The sequence below is a fragment of the Methylobacterium sp. 142-1Y genome, from assembly GCF_057747795.1.
This window is the reverse complement of sequence record NZ_CM173224.1, coordinates 6,485,221-6,501,141: the sequence shown is the minus strand read 5'-3', so window position 1 is coordinate 6,501,141 and position 15,921 is coordinate 6,485,221. Positions and strand designations below refer to the sequence as shown.

Below are 15,921 nucleotides of genomic sequence, written 5' to 3'. Positions count from 1 at the left end.
CGGCTCAGTTCGTTTTGGTATTGGCCTTGGCGCCGAGCTCGGCCTTCGCCTTCTCGAGCAGGTCGAGCTTGACCCATTCGGCGTCGCCCTTCGGCGGGTTCACCATCTTGCCGAGACCATACTTGTGCATCAGGTCGGCCGTGACCTGCATGTGGCCGGCGGGCATGTCGTAGGTGTAATCCGCGTTCTCCATCGAATCGCGGAAATCCTTGCTGCTGAGCTGGCCCTTGAAGACCGTGTCGCGGACGTATTTTTCCGCGAGGTCCGGCTTCTCGATGAAGGTCTTGGTCGCCTCGACGAAGAGCTTGAGGACGCGGGCAGCGACCTCCGGCTTCTCGGTATACATCTTCTCGGTCATGACCAGCGGGCGGTAGGGCACGCCGACCGGGGTGTCGTAGGGCTTGACGATCTCGTAGCCCCAGCCGTTCGAGATGGCTTGCGTCGATTGCGGCTCGCTCTGGCAGATCACGTCGACGTATTTCTGCGCCAGCGCCTGGTTCAGGTCGGCGTAGTTGTTGAAGTAGACGAGCTGCACGTCCTTGCCCGGCCGCTCCGACCAGGTCAGGCCGTTCTTCTCCAGCTCGGCGAGCAGCATCAGGTCCTGGGTGCCGCCGCGCACCACCGCGACCTTCTTGCCCTTCACGTCGGCGAGCGTCTTGGCGCCGAGATCGGGCCGGCCGAGGATGCGCACGCCGCCATTCGCGAAGCCCGCCACCACCAGGAGCTTCACGCCGTTGCCGCGCGCCGCCACCGCGCCGTCGGCGCCCGAGGCCGCGATGTCGATCTGGTCGACCGCCATCGCCGGATAGATGTCGGCGCCCTTGGCGAACTGCTTCTCGTCGATCTTGAGGTTATACTTGGCCGCGATCTCCTTCATGTAGGAGATCGCGCCGTAATGGGCGAATTTCAGGTTGCCGAGACGCACGACGTCCTGGGCGGCGGCCGGGCCGGCGACGGCCGCCCAGACGGCGGCGATGGCGGCGAGGCGCGTGAGCATGGGTCTCTCCCTGTCCGTCCGGACGGCAGGGGCGCCCGGTTTGGTGCCGGATACTGGACAAAGGTCGAGCCGGCCGAAAGCCGGATTACGGCGCCAGGGATAAGACTTTAGACTCGCGGATTAAATCGCCGCGCGTACTCGACCGCGTCAGAGCATGCCCTTGACCACCGCCGCGGCGGGCAGCCGCGGCTGGGGCCGCAGCAGGCTCTTGACCTGCGAGAACGGCCGCGGCCGGTTGATGACCTCGTCGAGGCGCGACCACAGGGTCTTGGGCGAGAACGGCTTGGCGATGATCTCGTTGACCCCGAGATTGATCGCCCGGTCGACCACGTTGCGGCGCGGCTGGGCCAGCATCAGGATGATCGGCACGGTCGGGGCCGGCGAGGTGGCCGGGGTGCGGGCGAGGCGAATGAACTCCTCGCCGGACAGGATCGCAAGGTCCCAGTCGAGCACGACGAGATCGGGCTTGCTCTCGGCGAGCACGCCGAGCGCCTCCGCGCCGTCCGGCGCCTCGAGCAGGCGCTTGATGCCGACGCGCATCAGCATGTCGCGCACGATGCGGCGGATATAGAGGCTCTCGTCGACCACGAGGGCCGACAGGTCCGGGAAGGTCGGGGTGGCGATCATCGCGGGCTCGGTCTCGACTGACCAGAGGTTAAGCACGATCAACCCTGCGGCTTCGCTAACCGAGATGGTTAACGTAAACCCAACCTCGACGGCGGCGCGGCGGCGGGGCAGTGTCGCGCTCCCTCGAGAACGGAGCGCACGCATGTCCACCGAACTCCTCTTCCGCGACGATGCGTATCTCCGCGAGGCGGAAGGCCGGATCGTGGCGGCGGACGAGGCCGGCCTCGTTCTCGACCGGACCCTGTTCTACGCGCAGGGCGGCGGCCAGCCCGGCGACCGCGGCCGGATGGTGCGGGAGGACGGCAGCGAGATCGCCGTTCTCGACACCGTCTACGGTCCCGACAAGCGCACGATCCTGCACCGCGTCGCGCCGGGCACCGCTCTGCCGGCCCCCGGTGAGCCTGTCCGCCTCGTCCTCGACTGGCCGTTGCGCCACGCCCGCATGCGGGTGCACACCGCCCTCCACCTGCTCTCGGTCGCCCTCCCCTACCCGGTCACCGGCGGCTCGATCGGCGACGGCGAGGGCCGGCTCGATTTCGACATCCCGGATGCCGGCCTCGACAAGGAGGCGGTGACGGCGCGCTTAACGGAGATGATCGCGCAGGATGCCGCCGTGACGACGCGCTGGATCAGCGACGAGGAGCTCCTGGCCAATCCCGGCCTCGTCAAGACGATGTCGGTGAAGCCGCCGATCGGCAGCGGCCGGGTGCGGCTGGTGGCGATCGAGGGCCTCGACCTCCAGCCCTGCGGCGGCACCCATGTGAGCCGCACGGGCGAGATCGGCAAAGCCACCGTCACGGCGATCGAGAAGAAGGGCAAGCAGAACCGGCGCGTGCGGCTGTCGCTGGCTTGAACCTGGGATCGATTCGACTGGCAGATCCGCTCTGTAGGAGAAGCGGACCTGCCAGTCGCGGTCATGCCGTCGGCTCGCCGGGCCTGGAGCGCTTCACGACCGCGCTACTTCGTGTCGACGCGGTCGCCGGCAGTCGACGCGACTTCGATCAGACTCTTCGTCGTCGCGTGAGCGAGAAATGCGTCCAGCAGGTCCACTCCGAGCGCCGAGTGCCGCGGCACGGCGATCGCCTGTTCGATCGCCATGAACCGGCCCGGCAGGACACGGAGGTCGCCGCCTTCGGCCGCGAACGCCTCGACGGCCTGCCTCACGCCTGCCGCAACCTCGCACCCGCCCTCGCGGAGACGACGCAGAGCCTCGTTCGGCGTCGGCATCGCCACCAGCTCGGCCTGCCGGAGGGACCGGAGCAGATGGCCGTGATAGGCGGCCCCGGCCGCCGACGCGACCCGCACCCGCGGCCGGTCGACCTCGTCCCCACTTCGCAGTGAACTCGTCTCCCGAACGGCGAAGACGCCCTCGATCTGCATGTAGGGGCGGCTGTACGTCACGCGCTCGGCGCGGGCCGGATCGACGGCGATGAACGCGACGTCCCACCCCTCCTCGCCGAGGGACGCCATGAGCGATCCGGCCGACGGGAAGGTCACGAGGCGGACCGGCCGACCGAGCCACTCGCCGAGGGCGCGGCCGAGGTCGACGGCGATCCCGTGCGGTTCGCCGTCGTGCTCCCGGGTCCGCACGAGCGCCGTGTTGGCGAGGTTGATCGCGATGCGCAGGGGCCGGGATGCGGCCGGGTCGAGAGCCCGTGCGCCGTGGTGACCACACTCACTCATTCGTTGGTGTCTCCCCCTCATCGAGACCGCGCCTCGCGCTCAGGCGCAGCCCGGCCGCCCCCTGCCTCGGCCGTCCGTCGTCCCTTGGACCGGATGGCGGCCGCCGGGAGGGTCGGACATGCCGGGGCGATCGGGATGGCCTGGATTTTCCAGACGAGCCCCAGGAGCACGTCGCCCGATATCGGCGCCGAGGATGCTGCCGAAGCGGCCCATGCCGGGCATCCAGGTTGCGCGGGGCGTCCGGCCGGGAGGCGGCGAGTAAGAGCCCGGGCTGTCGCCGTCTCCCTCGCCGCCGCCGCCGTTACTTCATCGTCGGCATCACGAACTCGGCGCCGGCGCGGATGCCGGTGGGCCAGCGGGTCGTGATGGTCTTGAGCCGGGTGTAGAAGCGCACGCCCTCCGGTCCGTGCATGTGGTGGTCGCCGAACAGCGAGGCCTTCCAGCCGCCGAAGGAGTGGAACGCCATCGGCACCGGGATCGGCACGTTGATGCCGACCATCCCGACCTGGATCTGGTGGGCGAATTCCCGCGCCGCGTCGCCGTCCCGGGTGAAGATCGCCGTGCCGTTGCCGAATTCGTGCTCGTTGATCATCTGCGCGGCGGTCGCGTAGTCCGGCGCGCGGGCGACGGCCAGCACCGGCCCGAAGATCTCCTCCTTGTAGATCGTCATGTCGGGCGTGACCCGGTCGAACAGGGTGCCGCCGACGAAGTAGCCGTTCTCGTAGCCCTGGAGCGTCAGGCCGCGGCCGTCGACCACCAGATCGGCACCCTCGGCGACGCCGCGGTCGATGTAGCCCTTCACCTTGTCGCGGTGCTGCGCGGTGACCAGCGGGCCCATCTCGGCCTCCGGATCGGTGCCGGGCCCGACCTTCAGCGCCCGCACCTTCGGGATCAGCTTCTCCATCAGCCGGTCGGCGGTCTCCTCGCCGATCGGCACCGCCACCGAGATCGCCATGCAGCGCTCGCCGGCCGAGCCGTAGGCGGCGCCCATCAGGGCGTCGACCGCCTGGTCCAGGTCGGCGTCGGGCATCACCACCATGTGGTTCTTGGCCCCGCCGAGGCATTGCGCCCGCTTACCGGTGCGCGCCGCCGTCTCGTAGATGTACTTGGCGATCGGGGTCGAGCCGACGAAGGACACCGCCTGGATGTCGGGGTTGTACAGGAGGGCGTCGACCGCCTCCTTGTCGCCCTGGATCACCTGGAACACGCCGTCGGGCAGCCCCGCTTCCTTCAGCCACTCGGCCATGATCAGCGAGGCGGAGGGATCGCGCTCGGAGGGCTTGAGCACGAAGCAGTTGCCGCAGGCCAGCGCGACGGGGAACATCCACATCGGCACCATGGCGGGGAAGTTGAACGGCGTGATGCCGGCCACGACCCCGAGGGGCTGGCGCAGCGAATGGGAATCCACCCGCGTGCCGACATTCTCGGTGATCTCGCCCTTGAGGAGCTGCGGCGCGCCGGTGGCGAACTCGACCACCTCCATGCCGCGCTGGATCTCGCCCTTGGCGTCGGAGAGCACCTTGCCGTGCTCGGCGGTGATCACCGCGGCGAGCTCGTCGATGCGGTCCTCGAGGATGCGAAGGAACTTGTTGAGGATGCGGGCGCGGCGCAAAGGCGGGGTCGCGGCCCATTGCGGGAAGGCGCGCCGCGCGCTCGCCACGGCGGCATCGACCTCCTCGCGGCTGGCGAGGGCGACGCGGCCGCTCTCCTCGCCGGTCGCGGGGTTGAAGGCGGGCGCGGTGCGGCCGCTGCGGCCGGGCGTGCGGGCGCCGTCGACGAAGTGGGTGATCTCTGTCGGCATGGGTCGTCCTGTCTTGGTAAGGAAGAGGAGCGGGCGCGGCCCGCCTTGCAAAAAAGGGACGAGGCGCGGGCTCAGCCCGCCTTGAACTGACGCGCCAGGGCCTCGGTGCCGCGGGCGAGCACGCCGACGTCGATGGCGACCGCCGTGAAGGTGGTGCCGATCTCGATGCAGCGTTTCGCAAACGCCGTGTCGGGGGTCAGGATGCCGGCGGGCTTGCCCGAAGCCCGGATGCGGCGCACCGCGCCCTCCACGGCTGCGACCACCTCCGGGTGGCCGGGCTCGCCGACATGGCCGAGGCTCGCCGCCAGGTCCGCCGGCCCGACGAAGACGCCGTCGACCCCCTCGACCGCGCAGATCTCCTCGAGCCGGTCGAGCGCCTCAGCGGTCTCGACCTGCACCAGCAGGCAGATCTCCTCGGCGGCGCGCCTGGCGTAGCCCGGGACCCGCCCGAACCGCGTGGCGCGGGTGAGGCCGGAGACGCCGCGCACGCCCTCAGGGGGATAGCGCGTCGCCGCGACCGCAGCCCGCGCCTCGTCGGCATCCTGCACGTAGGGGATCAGCAGGGTCTGGGCGCCGAGATCGAGGAAGCGCTTGATCAGCACCGCGTCGTTGGCGGCCGGCCGCACCACCGCCGAGACGTCGTAGGGCGCCACGGCCTGGAGCTGGGCCAGCACGGTGAGCGGATCGCCCGGCGAGTGCTCGGTGTCGAAGAGCAGCCAGTCGTAGCCCGATCCCGCCACGGCTTCCGCCGCGTAGGAGCCCGGCAGGCTGCACCACAGGCCGATCTGCTGGCGGCCCTCGCGCAAGGCGCGCTTGAAGCGGTTCTCGATCATCTTGAAGCCTCAGACGAAGGAGACGCCGATGGCGCCGATCGGGCCGTAATCGGCCTGGATCACGTCGCCCTTTTTGATGTCGACGGGACGGGTGAACGAGCCGCCGAGCACGATCTGCCCCTTCTTCAACCCGGAATCGACCGCCGCGAGCTTGTTGACGAGCCAGGCGACGCCCGCGGCCGGATGGCCCATGATGGCGGCCGAGACGCCGGATTCCTCGATGATGCCGTTCTGCGACAGGGTCGCGCCGATCCAGCGCACGTCGACGTCGAAGGGACGGATCGTGCGCCCGCCGACCACGATCGCCCCGAAGGCGGCATTGTCCGCGATGGTGTCGACGATCGCCCGCGGCACCTCGGTGCGGTAATCGATGATCTCGAGGGCCGGGACCACGAACTCGGTCGCCCGCATCACGTCGTAGATCCGGCAGCCCGGGCCCGACAGGTCCTCGCCCATGATGAATGCGAGCTCGACTTCGAGCCGCGGCTTGATGAACAGGTCGGTGCGGATTTGCGCCCCGTCGTTGAACAGGGCGTCGTCGAGGATGCGGCCGTAATCCGGCTCGGTCATCTTCGAGGCCATCTGCATGGCGCGCGAGGTCAGGCCGATCTTGTGGCCGGCAAGGCGCGCGCCGGCGGCGATCCGGGCCTCGGCCCAGAGATCCTGGACGCGGTAGGCATCCGCGATCTCCATGCCGGGAAAGGTCTTGGAGAGCTGTGGGCAGGGCACCCGCTCGCGCTCGGCCTTGAGGATGGCCTCGGCGGCCTTGCGGTGGTCGTCGTCGCTCAGCACGGCTTGTGTCCTCCAGAGTTTCACTTGATCGGCGGGCGCGGCAGCACGGCCTCGCCGGGCTCCATGACGTAGGTGTAGTCGAGGGCGTACCAGGGCGCCGTCGCATCGGCCGCCTCCGGATGCGGGCGATCGTGGCGCACGAAGTCGCCGACCAGCGCCTTGGTCACGCCGAACTGCACGTCGGAATCGATATGCGGGTCGTTGGCGTCGTAGACCTGCGAGATCAGCACCTTGAAGCCCGGCTTGAAGATCAGGGCATGCAGGTGGGCCGGGCGCATCGGGTGGCGGTCTTGCGCCGCCAGCAGCCGGCCGACGACCCCGTCGGTGGGGATCGGATAGCCGATCATCATCACCGAGCGGAACCAGAACCGGCCGTCGTCATCGGTGGTGAACTTGCCGCGCAGGTTCATCTCGGCCTGCTCGGGATCCTGGTTCTCGTAGAGGCCAACGGGCGAGGCGTGCCAGACATCGACCTCGGCGCCGGCGATCGGCCGTCCCTCGCCGTCGATCACCCGGGCATTGACGAAGAGCGGGTCGCCCGGCGTGTCGGAGCGCACGATGGTGCCGCCATTCTCGACCCGCGGCGCGTTGAGGCGCCAGAACGGCCCGAGCAGCGACTGCGAGGTCTCGGTGTTGCCGTGGTCGCCGTTGTTGAGGAGGCACACGAGGGAGGACACGCCGAGCGAGCCGGCCATCAGCACGAACTCGTTGTGGGTGTCGGAGGCGAGCGCGCCGATCTCGTTGAGGATCGCGGTGGCGTCGCGGAACTCGGCCTCGGTGAGGCGCACGTCGCGGACGAAGCCGTGCAGGTGGGTGATGAGCGAGGTCATGATCTCGCGCAGGCGCGGATCGCGCGTCCGCGCCATGACCTCCAGAACGGCAGGCGTCACGTCCTGCTGGCGCTCGATACGCATGGCTTCCGCCTCCCTGAATCTGCGCCCTGGTCCCATATCATCGATTATTCGTCAAGAAGCGATTGTGAAGATGCGGGATCCGGGCTCCCAAAGAGCGCCGGATGCGGCGCATCGGACCGCTCCCGTCGCCACCCGTGCTCGTGATGTGCCCGCCGTCCTGGGCACTCTCGGGCTGTCCCAGCTAAGGGTAAGACCCCCTATTGAAGAAGGTTTTCTGACTGGCATCACCGATCGGGAGAGGTCGGGCCTCCCTCCGGGGCCAAGTCGCATCCCGACCCGGTACGGCGCCCGGCCGCAGGGACGGCGCCACCGTGATTGACAAATAAAATCGTTTTTCTTATGGATCGTCGACGAAGCGCCGAATCGCATGTCGGGGGAGAGCGTCTTGACCGAGGCCAGGAGCCGACGCGCTGCGGGTGACCGGGACGGCATTCAGTCTGCCCTGGCCATGCCGGGCCCCGCCCTGGTCGACGACGGCAAGAACACGATGGCGAGCCAGCTCGTCGATCGCTTACGCGAGGCGATCGTGTCCGGTCAGCTCGAGGCGGGCAGCAAGATCAACCTGGAGCGTGCCCGCGGCAGCTTCGGAGTCTCGCTCAGCCCGCTCCGGGAGGCGCTCGCCCGGCTGATCGCCGACGGCCTCGTGGTGTTCGAGGACAATCGCGGCTATCGCGTCGCGCCGGTCTCGCTCGCGAACCTCGAGGAGATCACGCGGCTGCGCGAGGAATTCGAGATCCTGGCCCTGCGCCAGGCGATCGCGATCGGCACCGTGGACTGGGAGGGCGACGTGATGCGCGCCCTCCACCGCATGAACCGGACCGAGCGCGATCCGGAGCAGCCCGACACGCTGGAGCGGTGGGAGGCGTATCACCGCGAGTTCCACCTCACGCTGATCGCCGGGTGCCGCATGCCGCTGCTGCTCAATTTCTGCGGCGTGCTCCTGAGCCTGAACGACCGCTACCGCCGCTCGTTCCTGCGCCGCACGCCCGGGGGCGACCGCAACGTCGCCCAGGAGCATAGCGAGATCGCGCAAGGCGCGGTCGCCCGCGACGCCGACTTCGCCTGTGCCGCCTTGCGCGAGCACATCCACCGGACGGGCACCAACCTGCAGCGGCATCTCGCCGACAGGCTCGCCCCGTAAGCGCCAGCGCCTTCCCGATCCTTCGAGCGACCCTCATGCATGCCTCCTCCGACTGGCCGCTCGGCCTGGCCCACTTCACCTGCATCGGGGTGCCGCCCGTCGACCTCGTCCGGCTTGCCGCCCGGACCGGCTGCGCCTCGGTGGGCCTGCGGCTCCATCCGGCCTTTCCGGGGGCTCCGTTCTACGAGCTGCCGCCCGGGAGCGACGCCTTCCGGGCGATGCGCCGGGCGCTCGCCGACGAGGGCCTTCGCGTCTACGACATCGAGTTCGTCGTCGTCGGGGAGGATTTCGTGCCGGCCTCGCTGTCCGGCATGCTCGAGGCCGCCGCGGGGCTCGGCGCCCGGCGCCTGAGCGTGTGCGGCGACGATGCCGACCGCCCGCGCCTCGTCGCGCGCTTTGCCGAACTCTGCGATCTCGCGGCCGGGTTCGGGATGGGAGTCGACCTCGAATGCATGGCCTGGCGCCGGGTCGCCAGCCTGCCCGATGCCGTCCGGGTGGTCGAGGCCGCCGGCCGGCCGAACGGCGGCGTCCTCGTCGACGCGCTCCACCTCGCCCGGACGGGCGGGTCGCCCGAGGACGTGCGCGCCGTGCCGCCTCACCTCATCCGCCACGCGCAGCTCTGCGACGCGCCGGCGCAGGCGCCGGACTCGACGGAGGCGATCATCCAGGAAGCCAGGGCGGGGCGCCTGCCCCCGGGCGAGGGGGCGCTGCCGCTGCAGGCGCTGGTCGCGGCCCTGCCGCCCACGACCGCCCTCTCGATCGAGGTGCCGGTCACCGGCACCACCACGCCCGAGGACCACGTGCGGACGAACCTGGCCGCGGCCCGGCGCGTGCTCGCCGGCTGAAACGCCGTACGGGCGCGGCTACGATCCGCACGGACCTGGCCGGCATCCGGGACGCCACGCCGGTCTCGAGAAAACACGAACGATGCGCCGGAGCCTGCCGATCCAGGCCGACGATCAGCGCGCCTTGACGAGGGAGGAACCACCATGACGATACAGGGCAATTCATTAAAAACTGCCGGGCACGAACCGTCCGGCGCGCACGAGCCGAAGAAGGCCGCGCTCGCGAGCTGGATCGGCAGCGCGGTCGAATACTACGACTTCTTCATCTACGGCACCGCCGCGGCTTTGATCTTCCCGAAGCTGTTCTTCGCGCCCGACAACCCGCAGGCGGCGGCGATCGCCTCGTTCGCGACCTTCGGCGTCGCCTACATCACCCGGCCCCTCGGCGCGGTGGCGCTCGGCCATATCGGCGACCGCTTCGGCCGCAAGAAGGTGCTGACCTTCACGCTGCTCCTGATGGGCTTCTCGACCTTCATGATCGGCTGCCTGCCGACCTACGGCCAGGCCGACATCCTGGCGCCGATCCTGCTCGTCATCGCGCGCCTGCTGCAAGGCGTCTCGGCCGCCGGCGAGCAGGCCGGCGCCAGCTCGATGACGCTGGAGCACGCGCCACCCCACCGCCGCGCCTTCTTCACCAGCTTCACCTTGAGCGGCACCCAGGCCGGCCTGATCCTGGCGACGCTCGCCTTCCTGCCGGTCTCGGCGATGCCCGAGGACCAGATGCTGTCCTGGGGCTGGCGCATCCCGTTCTTCCTCAGCGCCCTCGTCGTCGCGGTCGGCTTCTGGGTCCGCCGCACCCTGCCGGAGACCCCCGCCTTCGAGGAGGAGAAGCACCAGCACCAGGGCGAGCCCGCCCCCGTGCTGGCGCTGTTCCGCAACCAGTGGCCGGACGTGGTGCGGGTGATCTTCGCCGCGATCATCTCCGTGGTGAGCACGATCTTTGCGGTCTACACCTTGTCCTACGCGGTCAACGTGGTGAAGATCCCGCGGCCGACGATGCTGACGCTGCTGATCCTCGCCAACGTGATCGCGCTCGCGGCGATCCCGCTCTGGGCCATGCTGGCCGATCGGATCGGCCGCCGCCCGGTCTTCATCTTCGGGGCGATCGGCTGCGCCGTGCTGATCTATCCCTATCTGTGGGCGATCAGCCGGGCCGACATCACGCCGATCTACGTGCTGGGCCTCCTGCTCTCCGGCATCGTCTACAGCGCGGCGAACGGCATCTGGCCGTGCCTCTACGCCGAGATGTTCGAGACCCGCATCCGCCTGTCCGGCATGGCGATCAGCACGCAGATCGGCTTCGCCATCGGCGGCTTCGCGCCCAGCATCGCGGCGGCCCTCCAGGGCCAGGGCCAGGACGGCTGGGTTCCCGTCGCGATCTTCGTCATGATCACCTGCGCCATCGCGGCGGTCTCGATCACGACCGCGCGCGAGACCTATCGGACGCCGATGAACGAACTCGGCAAGCGGCGTGCAGCCGCCGCGGTCCGTGTCCGGACCGCGTAGCACCGGGAACAGGGAGCGGCCTCCCGGCCGCCCCGCAAACCACAAGGCAGACTTGCGTTGGCGGCCGACGCAAGTCTGCCCAAGCTCTTATTTTTCGCAGTTTTCTGTCGCAAGACCGGCGGCCGCTTTTGCGAAACCTGCTGAGAGGCAAGACCATGATCCGCGGTACCACGACCCTCATCGCCCATCTCGGCTACCCGACCGAGTCGTTCAAGGCGCCGATGATCTACAATCCGTGGTTCGAATCGCGCGGGATCGACGCCGTGGTGATGCCGATGGGCGTCAAGGCCGAGGATTATCCGGATGTGTTCCGGTCGCTGTTCCGGCTCACCAACATCCGCGGCGCCCTCGTCACCATGCCGCACAAGATCACCACGATCGGGCTGCTCGACGAGGTCAGCACCACCGCGACGATCGCCGGCTCGTGCAACGCGGTGCTGCGGCGCCCGGACGGGACGCTCGTCGGCGACATGTTCGACGGTGCCGGCTTCGTGCGCGGGGTCCAGCGCAAGGGCCGCGACCTCGCAGGCGCCCGGGTCCTGGTCGTCGGCAGCGGCGGGGTCGGCTCGGCCATCGCCGCCTCGCTGGCGGCGGCCGGCATCGCGGGGATCGGGGTCTGCGACCACGATCCGGCCGTCGCCGAGGCGCTCGCCGGACGCCTGCGCGCGCATTACACGGCGCTGGAGGTCGTCACCGGCAGCAACGACCCGGCCGGCTACGACGTCGTGGTCAATGCCACGCCGCTCGGCATGAGGGACGGCGATCCCCTGCCGATGGACGTCACCCGCATCGCGCCCGGCACGTTCGTGGGCGAGGTGGTGATGAAGCAGGAGCATACGCCGTTCCTGCGCGCCGCCCTGGAGAAGGGCTGCCCGATCCAGGTCGGGACCGACATGCTGTTCGAGCAGATCCCCGCCTACCTGGAATTCTTCGGCTTCGGCACGACGACCGCCGAGGAACTGCGGGCTGTCGCCCGCCTGTCGTACTGAGGATCCCGGAGGAGCCCCGTCATGAGCCGCCTCGTCACCGTGCTGAACGGCCCGAACCTGAACCTGCTCGGCAAGCGCCAGCCGCACATCTACGGCAGCGAGACGCTCGCCGACGTCGAGGCCTCGTGCCGGGCGCTCGCCGGCGAGCTCGACCTGGAGATCCGCTTCCACCAGTCGAACCGCGAATACGAGATCATCGACTGGATCCACGAGGCGCGCGAGACCGCCGGCGGGATCGTCATCAACCCGGCGGCCTTCACCCATACCTCGGTGGCGATCCTCGACGCGCTCAACACCGTCGAGGCGCCGGTGATCGAGGTGCACATCTCGAACGTGCACAAGCGCGAGGCCTTCCGCCATCACTCCTACGTCTCGCTGCGCGCCGACGGGGTGATCGCGGGGCTCGGCACGCAAGGATACTTGCTGGCGTTGCGCCGGGTCGCGCAGTTGATCGACACGAAGGCGTGACGCACCGACCCATCCGGACCCGACGGCATCGAGGGTCTTCGTCGCAGGACGGGGACCCTCTCGCGAGAGCATTGTCCGACGAAGGGGCTGCCGGTTCGTCGCAGACGATGCGGCACGATCGAATGCCCGGAGCAGCGCCGTCCACCCTCCGCGGCGCTTCGCATGCTCAAGCCGATCGCCTTTCGACGCTCAAGCAGGCGGCGCGTGCGGAGCGACGATGAAGTCGCGAATCGCACCGAACACCCGATCCGGGTCATCCCCATGAATGTCGTGGGCGCACTGGTCCAGACGCTCGAAGTGCAAGAGGTGAGCGGGAATGGCCGCGGCTGTCGCCTCGGCCAAAGGTATCGGCACGATGGGGTCGTGCTCACCCGCCATCAGCAGCACGGGGCAGCGCAACCTTTCGAGGTCATCGCGGAAGTCGAACCGTCCTTGCTCGTTCCGGGGCCCGTTGAAGTGCAGTGCCACCTCCGTTCGCATGATGATGCGCGAGAGGTTCGGGGGCGGTCGGTCACGACGGTGCCGGTAGAACGGCCTGCAGCGCTCGATGTAGCGGGCGCGTCCCTCCGGGGTTGGATTCATCCAGTAGCTTTCGGCCAACGCGCCGATGTCCGGGCCGCCGACACGCTCGAACGCGGCGAAGATCGTCGGGAAGTCGATCCTGGCGGCCGTGCTGAGCAGGATGAGCTTGCCCGGGTGGTCGGGGTAGCGGGTGGCATAGGCTTGCGCGACGAAGCCGCCGAACGAGAGACCGCAGACGATGGGCCGGACGATGCCGAGCGCGTCGCAGAGGCCCTTCACGTCGTCGGCCCACTGCGCCAGGTTCCAGGTCGCTGGATCGTCTCCCTCGCTGCGGCCGTTGCCGCGAAGATCGCAGAAGACCACCTGGGCGACATCGCTCAAGCCTGCGAATGCCTCCTTGAAGCCGACGTGATCCCAGCCCGGCCCGCCGTGCAGCATGAGGAGGGTCGGCTTCTCGCGCAGGGTGTCGCCGTCAGGCACGAGGCCGAAATTGGCGACATCCACGAAGAGTCGCACTCCGTTCACGAAGATGAGCATCGTGACGATCCTCCACGTGGTCGGGTCCGCGCGCTGACGCGCTTGGGGTTTCGGTAACATGACGTTCGCCGCAGGCTCGGCCCTCGTGCGCCCTGCACCCTACGCGAGGCCGCCCGTTCGCGCGGGAGGGAGGATGCGGTCGACGAGGCCCCAGTCGAGCGCCTCCTCCGCCGTCATGAAGCGGTCGCGGTCCATGGCGCGCTCGAACTCCTCGTAGGACCGCCCGCAATGCTCGGCATAGAGCCGCGTCATGCGCTGCTTGGTTCGCAGCGTCTCCTGGGCGTGGATGAGAATGTCGGATGCCTGTCCCTTGTATCCCCCGAGCGGCTGGTGGACGAGGATGCTGGCATTGGGCAGTACGGCCCGCTCCCCGGGCTCGCCGGCCATGAGCAGGAACGAGCCCATCGAGTAGGCCATCCCCATGCACAGCGTATGCACCGGAGCGCGGATGTGGCGCATCGTGTCGTACATGGCAAAGCCGCTCGTGACGACGCCGCCCGGCGAATTGATGTAGAGGTGGATCGGCCGCGTCGGATTCTCGGCCTCCAGGAACAGGAGCTGGGCGCAGACCAGCGCCGAGACCGTGTCGTTCACCTCCCCGTTGAGGAAGACGATGCGCTCACGCAGGAGGCGGGAATAGATGTCGAAGGACCGTTCCCCGCGGCTGGACTGCTCGACGACCATAGGGACGAGTTGCATCGCGTCGCGCATCGGCGACCTCCGATCTTCCGGGATGGGACTTGGATGGGGTAAGCCTTGGTACGAGCCGCGTCAGGCGGCGCGCAGCACGGGGGCGTTGCCGTTCGCGGCGGTCGTCGTCAGCGGCGCGAACCGGGCATCCGTCAGGTCGTGAACGATGCGCAGGCAGGTGCCGCCCGTCCCGTTCGGGGCGATGCGGAACGTCACCGTGCTCTCAAGGTACGGCGGGGTGGCCTCGCGCATCCGGTAGCTGACCTCGCACCCTGGCGTGACGGCAATCGGTTCGGGCGCGGCCAGCGCCGCCCCGGGCAGCCAATGCTCCCGAAGCGCCGGGATGCTGAGCGCGCGCCACACCTTCGCGGGCGGTTCGCTCAGCTCGTAGGCCTGCTCGATGCCGGGGCCGGGCTCGTCGCACGCCGCGTCGCTCATTGATCCATCTCCTTCAGCACGGCCTTGAGCGCGTCGATACGGGCGGGCCAGTAGGCGCGGTACTTCGCCAGCCACTGCGCGATGAGCGCCACCCCGGCCGGATCGACGTCGTAGTTCACGAAACGGCCCTGCCGCTCCTCGCGCACGAGCCCGGCGCCCCGCAGCACGGCGAGATGCTGGGACATCGCCGGCTGGCTGATCGCCATGCCCTGGCGGAGCGCGCTGGCGTTCATGCGCCCGCCCGCGAGCTTCTCGAAGATCGCGCGTCGGGTGGGGTCCGCCAGGGCCCGGAAGATGTCGTCCTCAACCATGGCAATAGATAAGCAGATGCTTATGTCATACGCAAGCCCGGAGCGCCTGCCGCGAAACGCGGGACGTGGACGCCTCGTCCGCAGCACGGGCGCGTCGACGGGCGTGGCGGGTTCCGGAAGGGAACCGCCGATCCTTCGCGAGAGCGCCGGAACTCGACACAGGAAATCCGGCTACGGGATACAGGCCTCCGCCTCGACGAGGCGTTCGACCGGCCAACCGACCGTCCCGCGGGCCCAGCTGTCCCCCGACCGGCAATCAGGCAGCCGACGGGCGTTCGGATGCGCCGAGTTCGATGCAGGCGGCGTCCCACGGGCCGAACGGAGCCGGCATGTCAGCGTTGGCGCGTTCGATGGCGCATCCGCAGCATTCGACGGCGAGGCCGGCGACCTCGTCCTCCGTGGGGCGCGCGCCGCGCCGCGTCGGTGCGATGAAGGCGAGCCGTCAATGGGTGGGGGAGGCCAAGCAGCCGAAGCAGGCCCGATGTCCCGATCACGTCCCTCGCGATCGGCGATGACGAAGGCCGCCTCTGCCCGCCATCCGGACAAGGGTCATGTGCTGGCGCCGGACGGACGAGGATTCTGGGTGGAACAGATCCGCTCGCGGATACCACCGACCCAAGCTAAGTTCTTGAAAACTATGGAGCGGGCGATCGGGATCGAACCGACGACATTCAGCTTGGGAAGCTTTAGAGACGGGTTTACTGGCACCCGCAAAACCTATTAACCACCCCAGCTAAATCACTTATATCACACAGATATATTGCATTTCTGCGCAGTCCGCTGCGTTGCAGGGCCGCGCAGGGCCGTGTTGTATCCCCCGTTGTATC

At 69.0% G+C, this 15,921-nt stretch carries 18 protein-coding genes; 7 read left to right on the top strand and 11 right to left on the bottom strand.

Translation table 11 applies throughout. The annotated features are described in order from the left end of the window. Positions 1–4: 4 nt before the first annotated feature. Positions 5–997 carry an ABC transporter substrate-binding protein gene (locus tag AC3AOF_RS29885; protein ID WP_488347322.1) on the bottom strand — a complete coding sequence of 331 codons (993 nt, stop codon included), beginning with the start codon at positions 995–997 and terminating at the stop codon, positions 5–7. A gap of 147 nt (positions 998–1,144) precedes the next feature. Then, positions 1,145–1,624: a response regulator gene (locus AC3AOF_RS29880; protein WP_203157164.1), complete on the bottom strand. Its 480-nt coding sequence runs from the start codon at positions 1,622–1,624 to the stop codon at positions 1,145–1,147. 142 nt (positions 1,625–1,766) lie between these two features. On the opposite strand from AC3AOF_RS29880, the gene AC3AOF_RS29875 reads away from it, so the two are divergent. Next, a complete protein-coding gene (locus AC3AOF_RS29875; RefSeq protein ID WP_488347321.1) occupies positions 1,767–2,477 on the top strand; it encodes an alanyl-tRNA editing protein in 711 nt (236 codons plus the stop codon). Between the two features lie 104 nt (positions 2,478–2,581). Here the strand turns inward: AC3AOF_RS29875 and AC3AOF_RS29870 are convergent, their stop codons facing one another. The 5 genes from AC3AOF_RS29870 to AC3AOF_RS29850 form a co-directional block, all read right to left on the bottom strand. Beyond that, entirely contained in the window at positions 2,582–3,307 is a 726-nt protein-coding gene (locus AC3AOF_RS29870) for a transporter substrate-binding domain-containing protein (protein ID WP_488347320.1), read from the bottom strand. A gap of 301 nt (positions 3,308–3,608) precedes the next feature. After that, positions 3,609–5,108, bottom strand: a complete 1,500-nt coding sequence (locus AC3AOF_RS29865; RefSeq protein ID WP_488347319.1) for a CoA-acylating methylmalonate-semialdehyde dehydrogenase — start codon at positions 5,106–5,108, stop codon at positions 3,609–3,611. 71 nt (positions 5,109–5,179) lie between these two features. Then, the gene (gene hpaI / locus AC3AOF_RS29860; protein WP_488347318.1) at positions 5,180–5,941 is read right to left on the bottom strand and encodes a 4-hydroxy-2-oxoheptanedioate aldolase; all 762 of its coding nucleotides are present in this window, start codon (positions 5,939–5,941) and stop codon (positions 5,180–5,182) included. A 9-nt stretch (positions 5,942–5,950) separates the two neighbouring features. Beyond that, on the bottom strand, positions 5,951–6,733 hold the full coding sequence (gene hpaH, locus AC3AOF_RS29855) for a 2-oxo-hept-4-ene-1,7-dioate hydratase (protein WP_236987477.1): 783 nt from the start codon (positions 6,731–6,733) through the stop codon (positions 5,951–5,953). Between the two features lie 20 nt (positions 6,734–6,753). Continuing rightward, positions 6,754–7,647, bottom strand: coding sequence for a dioxygenase family protein (locus AC3AOF_RS29850; RefSeq protein WP_236987478.1), 894 nt, complete (start codon positions 7,645–7,647; stop codon positions 6,754–6,756). A 448-nt stretch (positions 7,648–8,095) separates the two neighbouring features. Here AC3AOF_RS29850 and AC3AOF_RS29845 point away from each other — a divergent pair, with 448 nt between their 5' ends. From AC3AOF_RS29845 to aroQ, 5 genes are all read left to right on the top strand, one after another. After that, positions 8,096–8,788 (top strand): GntR family transcriptional regulator, encoded by a 693-nt coding sequence (locus AC3AOF_RS29845; protein ID WP_488349072.1) that lies wholly within the window; start codon positions 8,096–8,098, stop codon positions 8,786–8,788. 35 nt (positions 8,789–8,823) lie between these two features. Beyond that, complete coding sequence (locus AC3AOF_RS29840; RefSeq protein ID WP_236987479.1) at positions 8,824–9,633, top strand: sugar phosphate isomerase/epimerase family protein; 810 nt, start codon at positions 8,824–8,826, stop codon at positions 9,631–9,633. A gap of 144 nt (positions 9,634–9,777) precedes the next feature. Further along, positions 9,778–11,139 (top strand): MFS transporter, encoded by a 1,362-nt coding sequence (locus AC3AOF_RS29835; RefSeq protein ID WP_236987480.1) that lies wholly within the window; start codon positions 9,778–9,780, stop codon positions 11,137–11,139. A gap of 155 nt (positions 11,140–11,294) precedes the next feature. Further along, a complete protein-coding gene (locus AC3AOF_RS29830) occupies positions 11,295–12,128 on the top strand; it encodes a shikimate dehydrogenase family protein (protein ID WP_236987481.1) in 834 nt (277 codons plus the stop codon). Between the two features lie 21 nt (positions 12,129–12,149). Next, a complete protein-coding gene (gene aroQ / locus AC3AOF_RS29825; protein WP_236987482.1) occupies positions 12,150–12,596 on the top strand; it encodes a type II 3-dehydroquinate dehydratase in 447 nt (148 codons plus the stop codon). Between the two features lie 189 nt (positions 12,597–12,785). On the opposite strand, the gene AC3AOF_RS29820 is transcribed toward aroQ, so the two are convergent. The 4 genes from AC3AOF_RS29820 to AC3AOF_RS29805 form a co-directional block, all read right to left on the bottom strand. Next, positions 12,786–13,655, bottom strand: a complete 870-nt coding sequence (locus AC3AOF_RS29820) for an alpha/beta fold hydrolase (protein WP_488347317.1) — start codon at positions 13,653–13,655, stop codon at positions 12,786–12,788. Positions 13,656–13,754: 99 nt separating this feature from the next. After that, positions 13,755–14,366: an ATP-dependent Clp protease proteolytic subunit gene (locus AC3AOF_RS29815; protein ID WP_236987484.1), complete on the bottom strand. Its 612-nt coding sequence runs from the start codon at positions 14,364–14,366 to the stop codon at positions 13,755–13,757. 60 nt (positions 14,367–14,426) lie between these two features. Next, a complete protein-coding gene (locus tag AC3AOF_RS29810) occupies positions 14,427–14,783 on the bottom strand; it encodes an SRPBCC family protein (RefSeq protein ID WP_236987485.1) in 357 nt (118 codons plus the stop codon). After that, positions 14,780–15,094, bottom strand: coding sequence for an ArsR/SmtB family transcription factor (locus AC3AOF_RS29805; protein WP_442919213.1), 315 nt, complete (start codon positions 15,092–15,094; stop codon positions 14,780–14,782). The genes AC3AOF_RS29810 and AC3AOF_RS29805 overlap by 4 nt, the downstream gene beginning before the upstream one ends. Before the next feature lie 511 nt (positions 15,095–15,605). On the opposite strand from AC3AOF_RS29805, the gene AC3AOF_RS29800 reads away from it, so the two are divergent. Then, positions 15,606–15,818: a hypothetical protein gene (locus AC3AOF_RS29800; protein ID WP_488347316.1), complete on the top strand. Its 213-nt coding sequence runs from the start codon at positions 15,606–15,608 to the stop codon at positions 15,816–15,818. Positions 15,819–15,921 lie beyond the last annotated feature (103 nt).

Excerpts from the sequence above, each read along its gene's own strand:
- AC3AOF_RS29885 (WP_488347322.1), bottom strand. The coding sequence starts at position 997 with ATGCTCACGCGCCTCGCCGCCATCGCCGCCGTCTGGGCGGCCGTCGCC.
- AC3AOF_RS29880 (WP_203157164.1), bottom strand. The coding sequence starts at position 1,624 with ATGATCGCCACCCCGACCTTCCCGGACCTGTCGGCCCTCGTGGTCGAC.
- AC3AOF_RS29875 (WP_488347321.1), top strand. The coding sequence starts at position 1,767 with ATGTCCACCGAACTCCTCTTCCGCGACGATGCGTATCTCCGCGAGGCG.
- AC3AOF_RS29870 (WP_488347320.1), bottom strand. The coding sequence starts at position 3,307 with ATGAGTGAGTGTGGTCACCACGGCGCACGGGCTCTCGACCCGGCCGCA.
- AC3AOF_RS29865 (WP_488347319.1), bottom strand. The coding sequence starts at position 5,108 with ATGCCGACAGAGATCACCCACTTCGTCGACGGCGCCCGCACGCCCGGC.
- hpaI (WP_488347318.1), bottom strand. The coding sequence starts at position 5,941 with ATGATCGAGAACCGCTTCAAGCGCGCCTTGCGCGAGGGCCGCCAGCAG.
- AC3AOF_RS29850 (WP_236987478.1), bottom strand. The coding sequence starts at position 7,647 with ATGCGTATCGAGCGCCAGCAGGACGTGACGCCTGCCGTTCTGGAGGTC.
- AC3AOF_RS29845 (WP_488349072.1), top strand. The coding sequence starts at position 8,096 with ATGCCGGGCCCCGCCCTGGTCGACGACGGCAAGAACACGATGGCGAGC.
- AC3AOF_RS29840 (WP_236987479.1), top strand. The coding sequence starts at position 8,824 with ATGCATGCCTCCTCCGACTGGCCGCTCGGCCTGGCCCACTTCACCTGC.
- AC3AOF_RS29835 (WP_236987480.1), top strand. The coding sequence starts at position 9,778 with ATGACGATACAGGGCAATTCATTAAAAACTGCCGGGCACGAACCGTCC.
- AC3AOF_RS29830 (WP_236987481.1), top strand. The coding sequence starts at position 11,295 with ATGATCCGCGGTACCACGACCCTCATCGCCCATCTCGGCTACCCGACC.
- aroQ (WP_236987482.1), top strand. The coding sequence starts at position 12,150 with ATGAGCCGCCTCGTCACCGTGCTGAACGGCCCGAACCTGAACCTGCTC.
- AC3AOF_RS29820 (WP_488347317.1), bottom strand. The coding sequence starts at position 13,655 with ATGCTCATCTTCGTGAACGGAGTGCGACTCTTCGTGGATGTCGCCAAT.
- AC3AOF_RS29815 (WP_236987484.1), bottom strand. The coding sequence starts at position 14,366 with ATGCGCGACGCGATGCAACTCGTCCCTATGGTCGTCGAGCAGTCCAGC.
- AC3AOF_RS29810 (WP_236987485.1), bottom strand. The coding sequence starts at position 14,783 with ATGAGCGACGCGGCGTGCGACGAGCCCGGCCCCGGCATCGAGCAGGCC.
- AC3AOF_RS29805 (WP_442919213.1), bottom strand. The coding sequence starts at position 15,094 with ATGGTTGAGGACGACATCTTCCGGGCCCTGGCGGACCCCACCCGACGC.
- AC3AOF_RS29800 (WP_488347316.1), top strand. The coding sequence starts at position 15,606 with ATGACGAAGGCCGCCTCTGCCCGCCATCCGGACAAGGGTCATGTGCTG.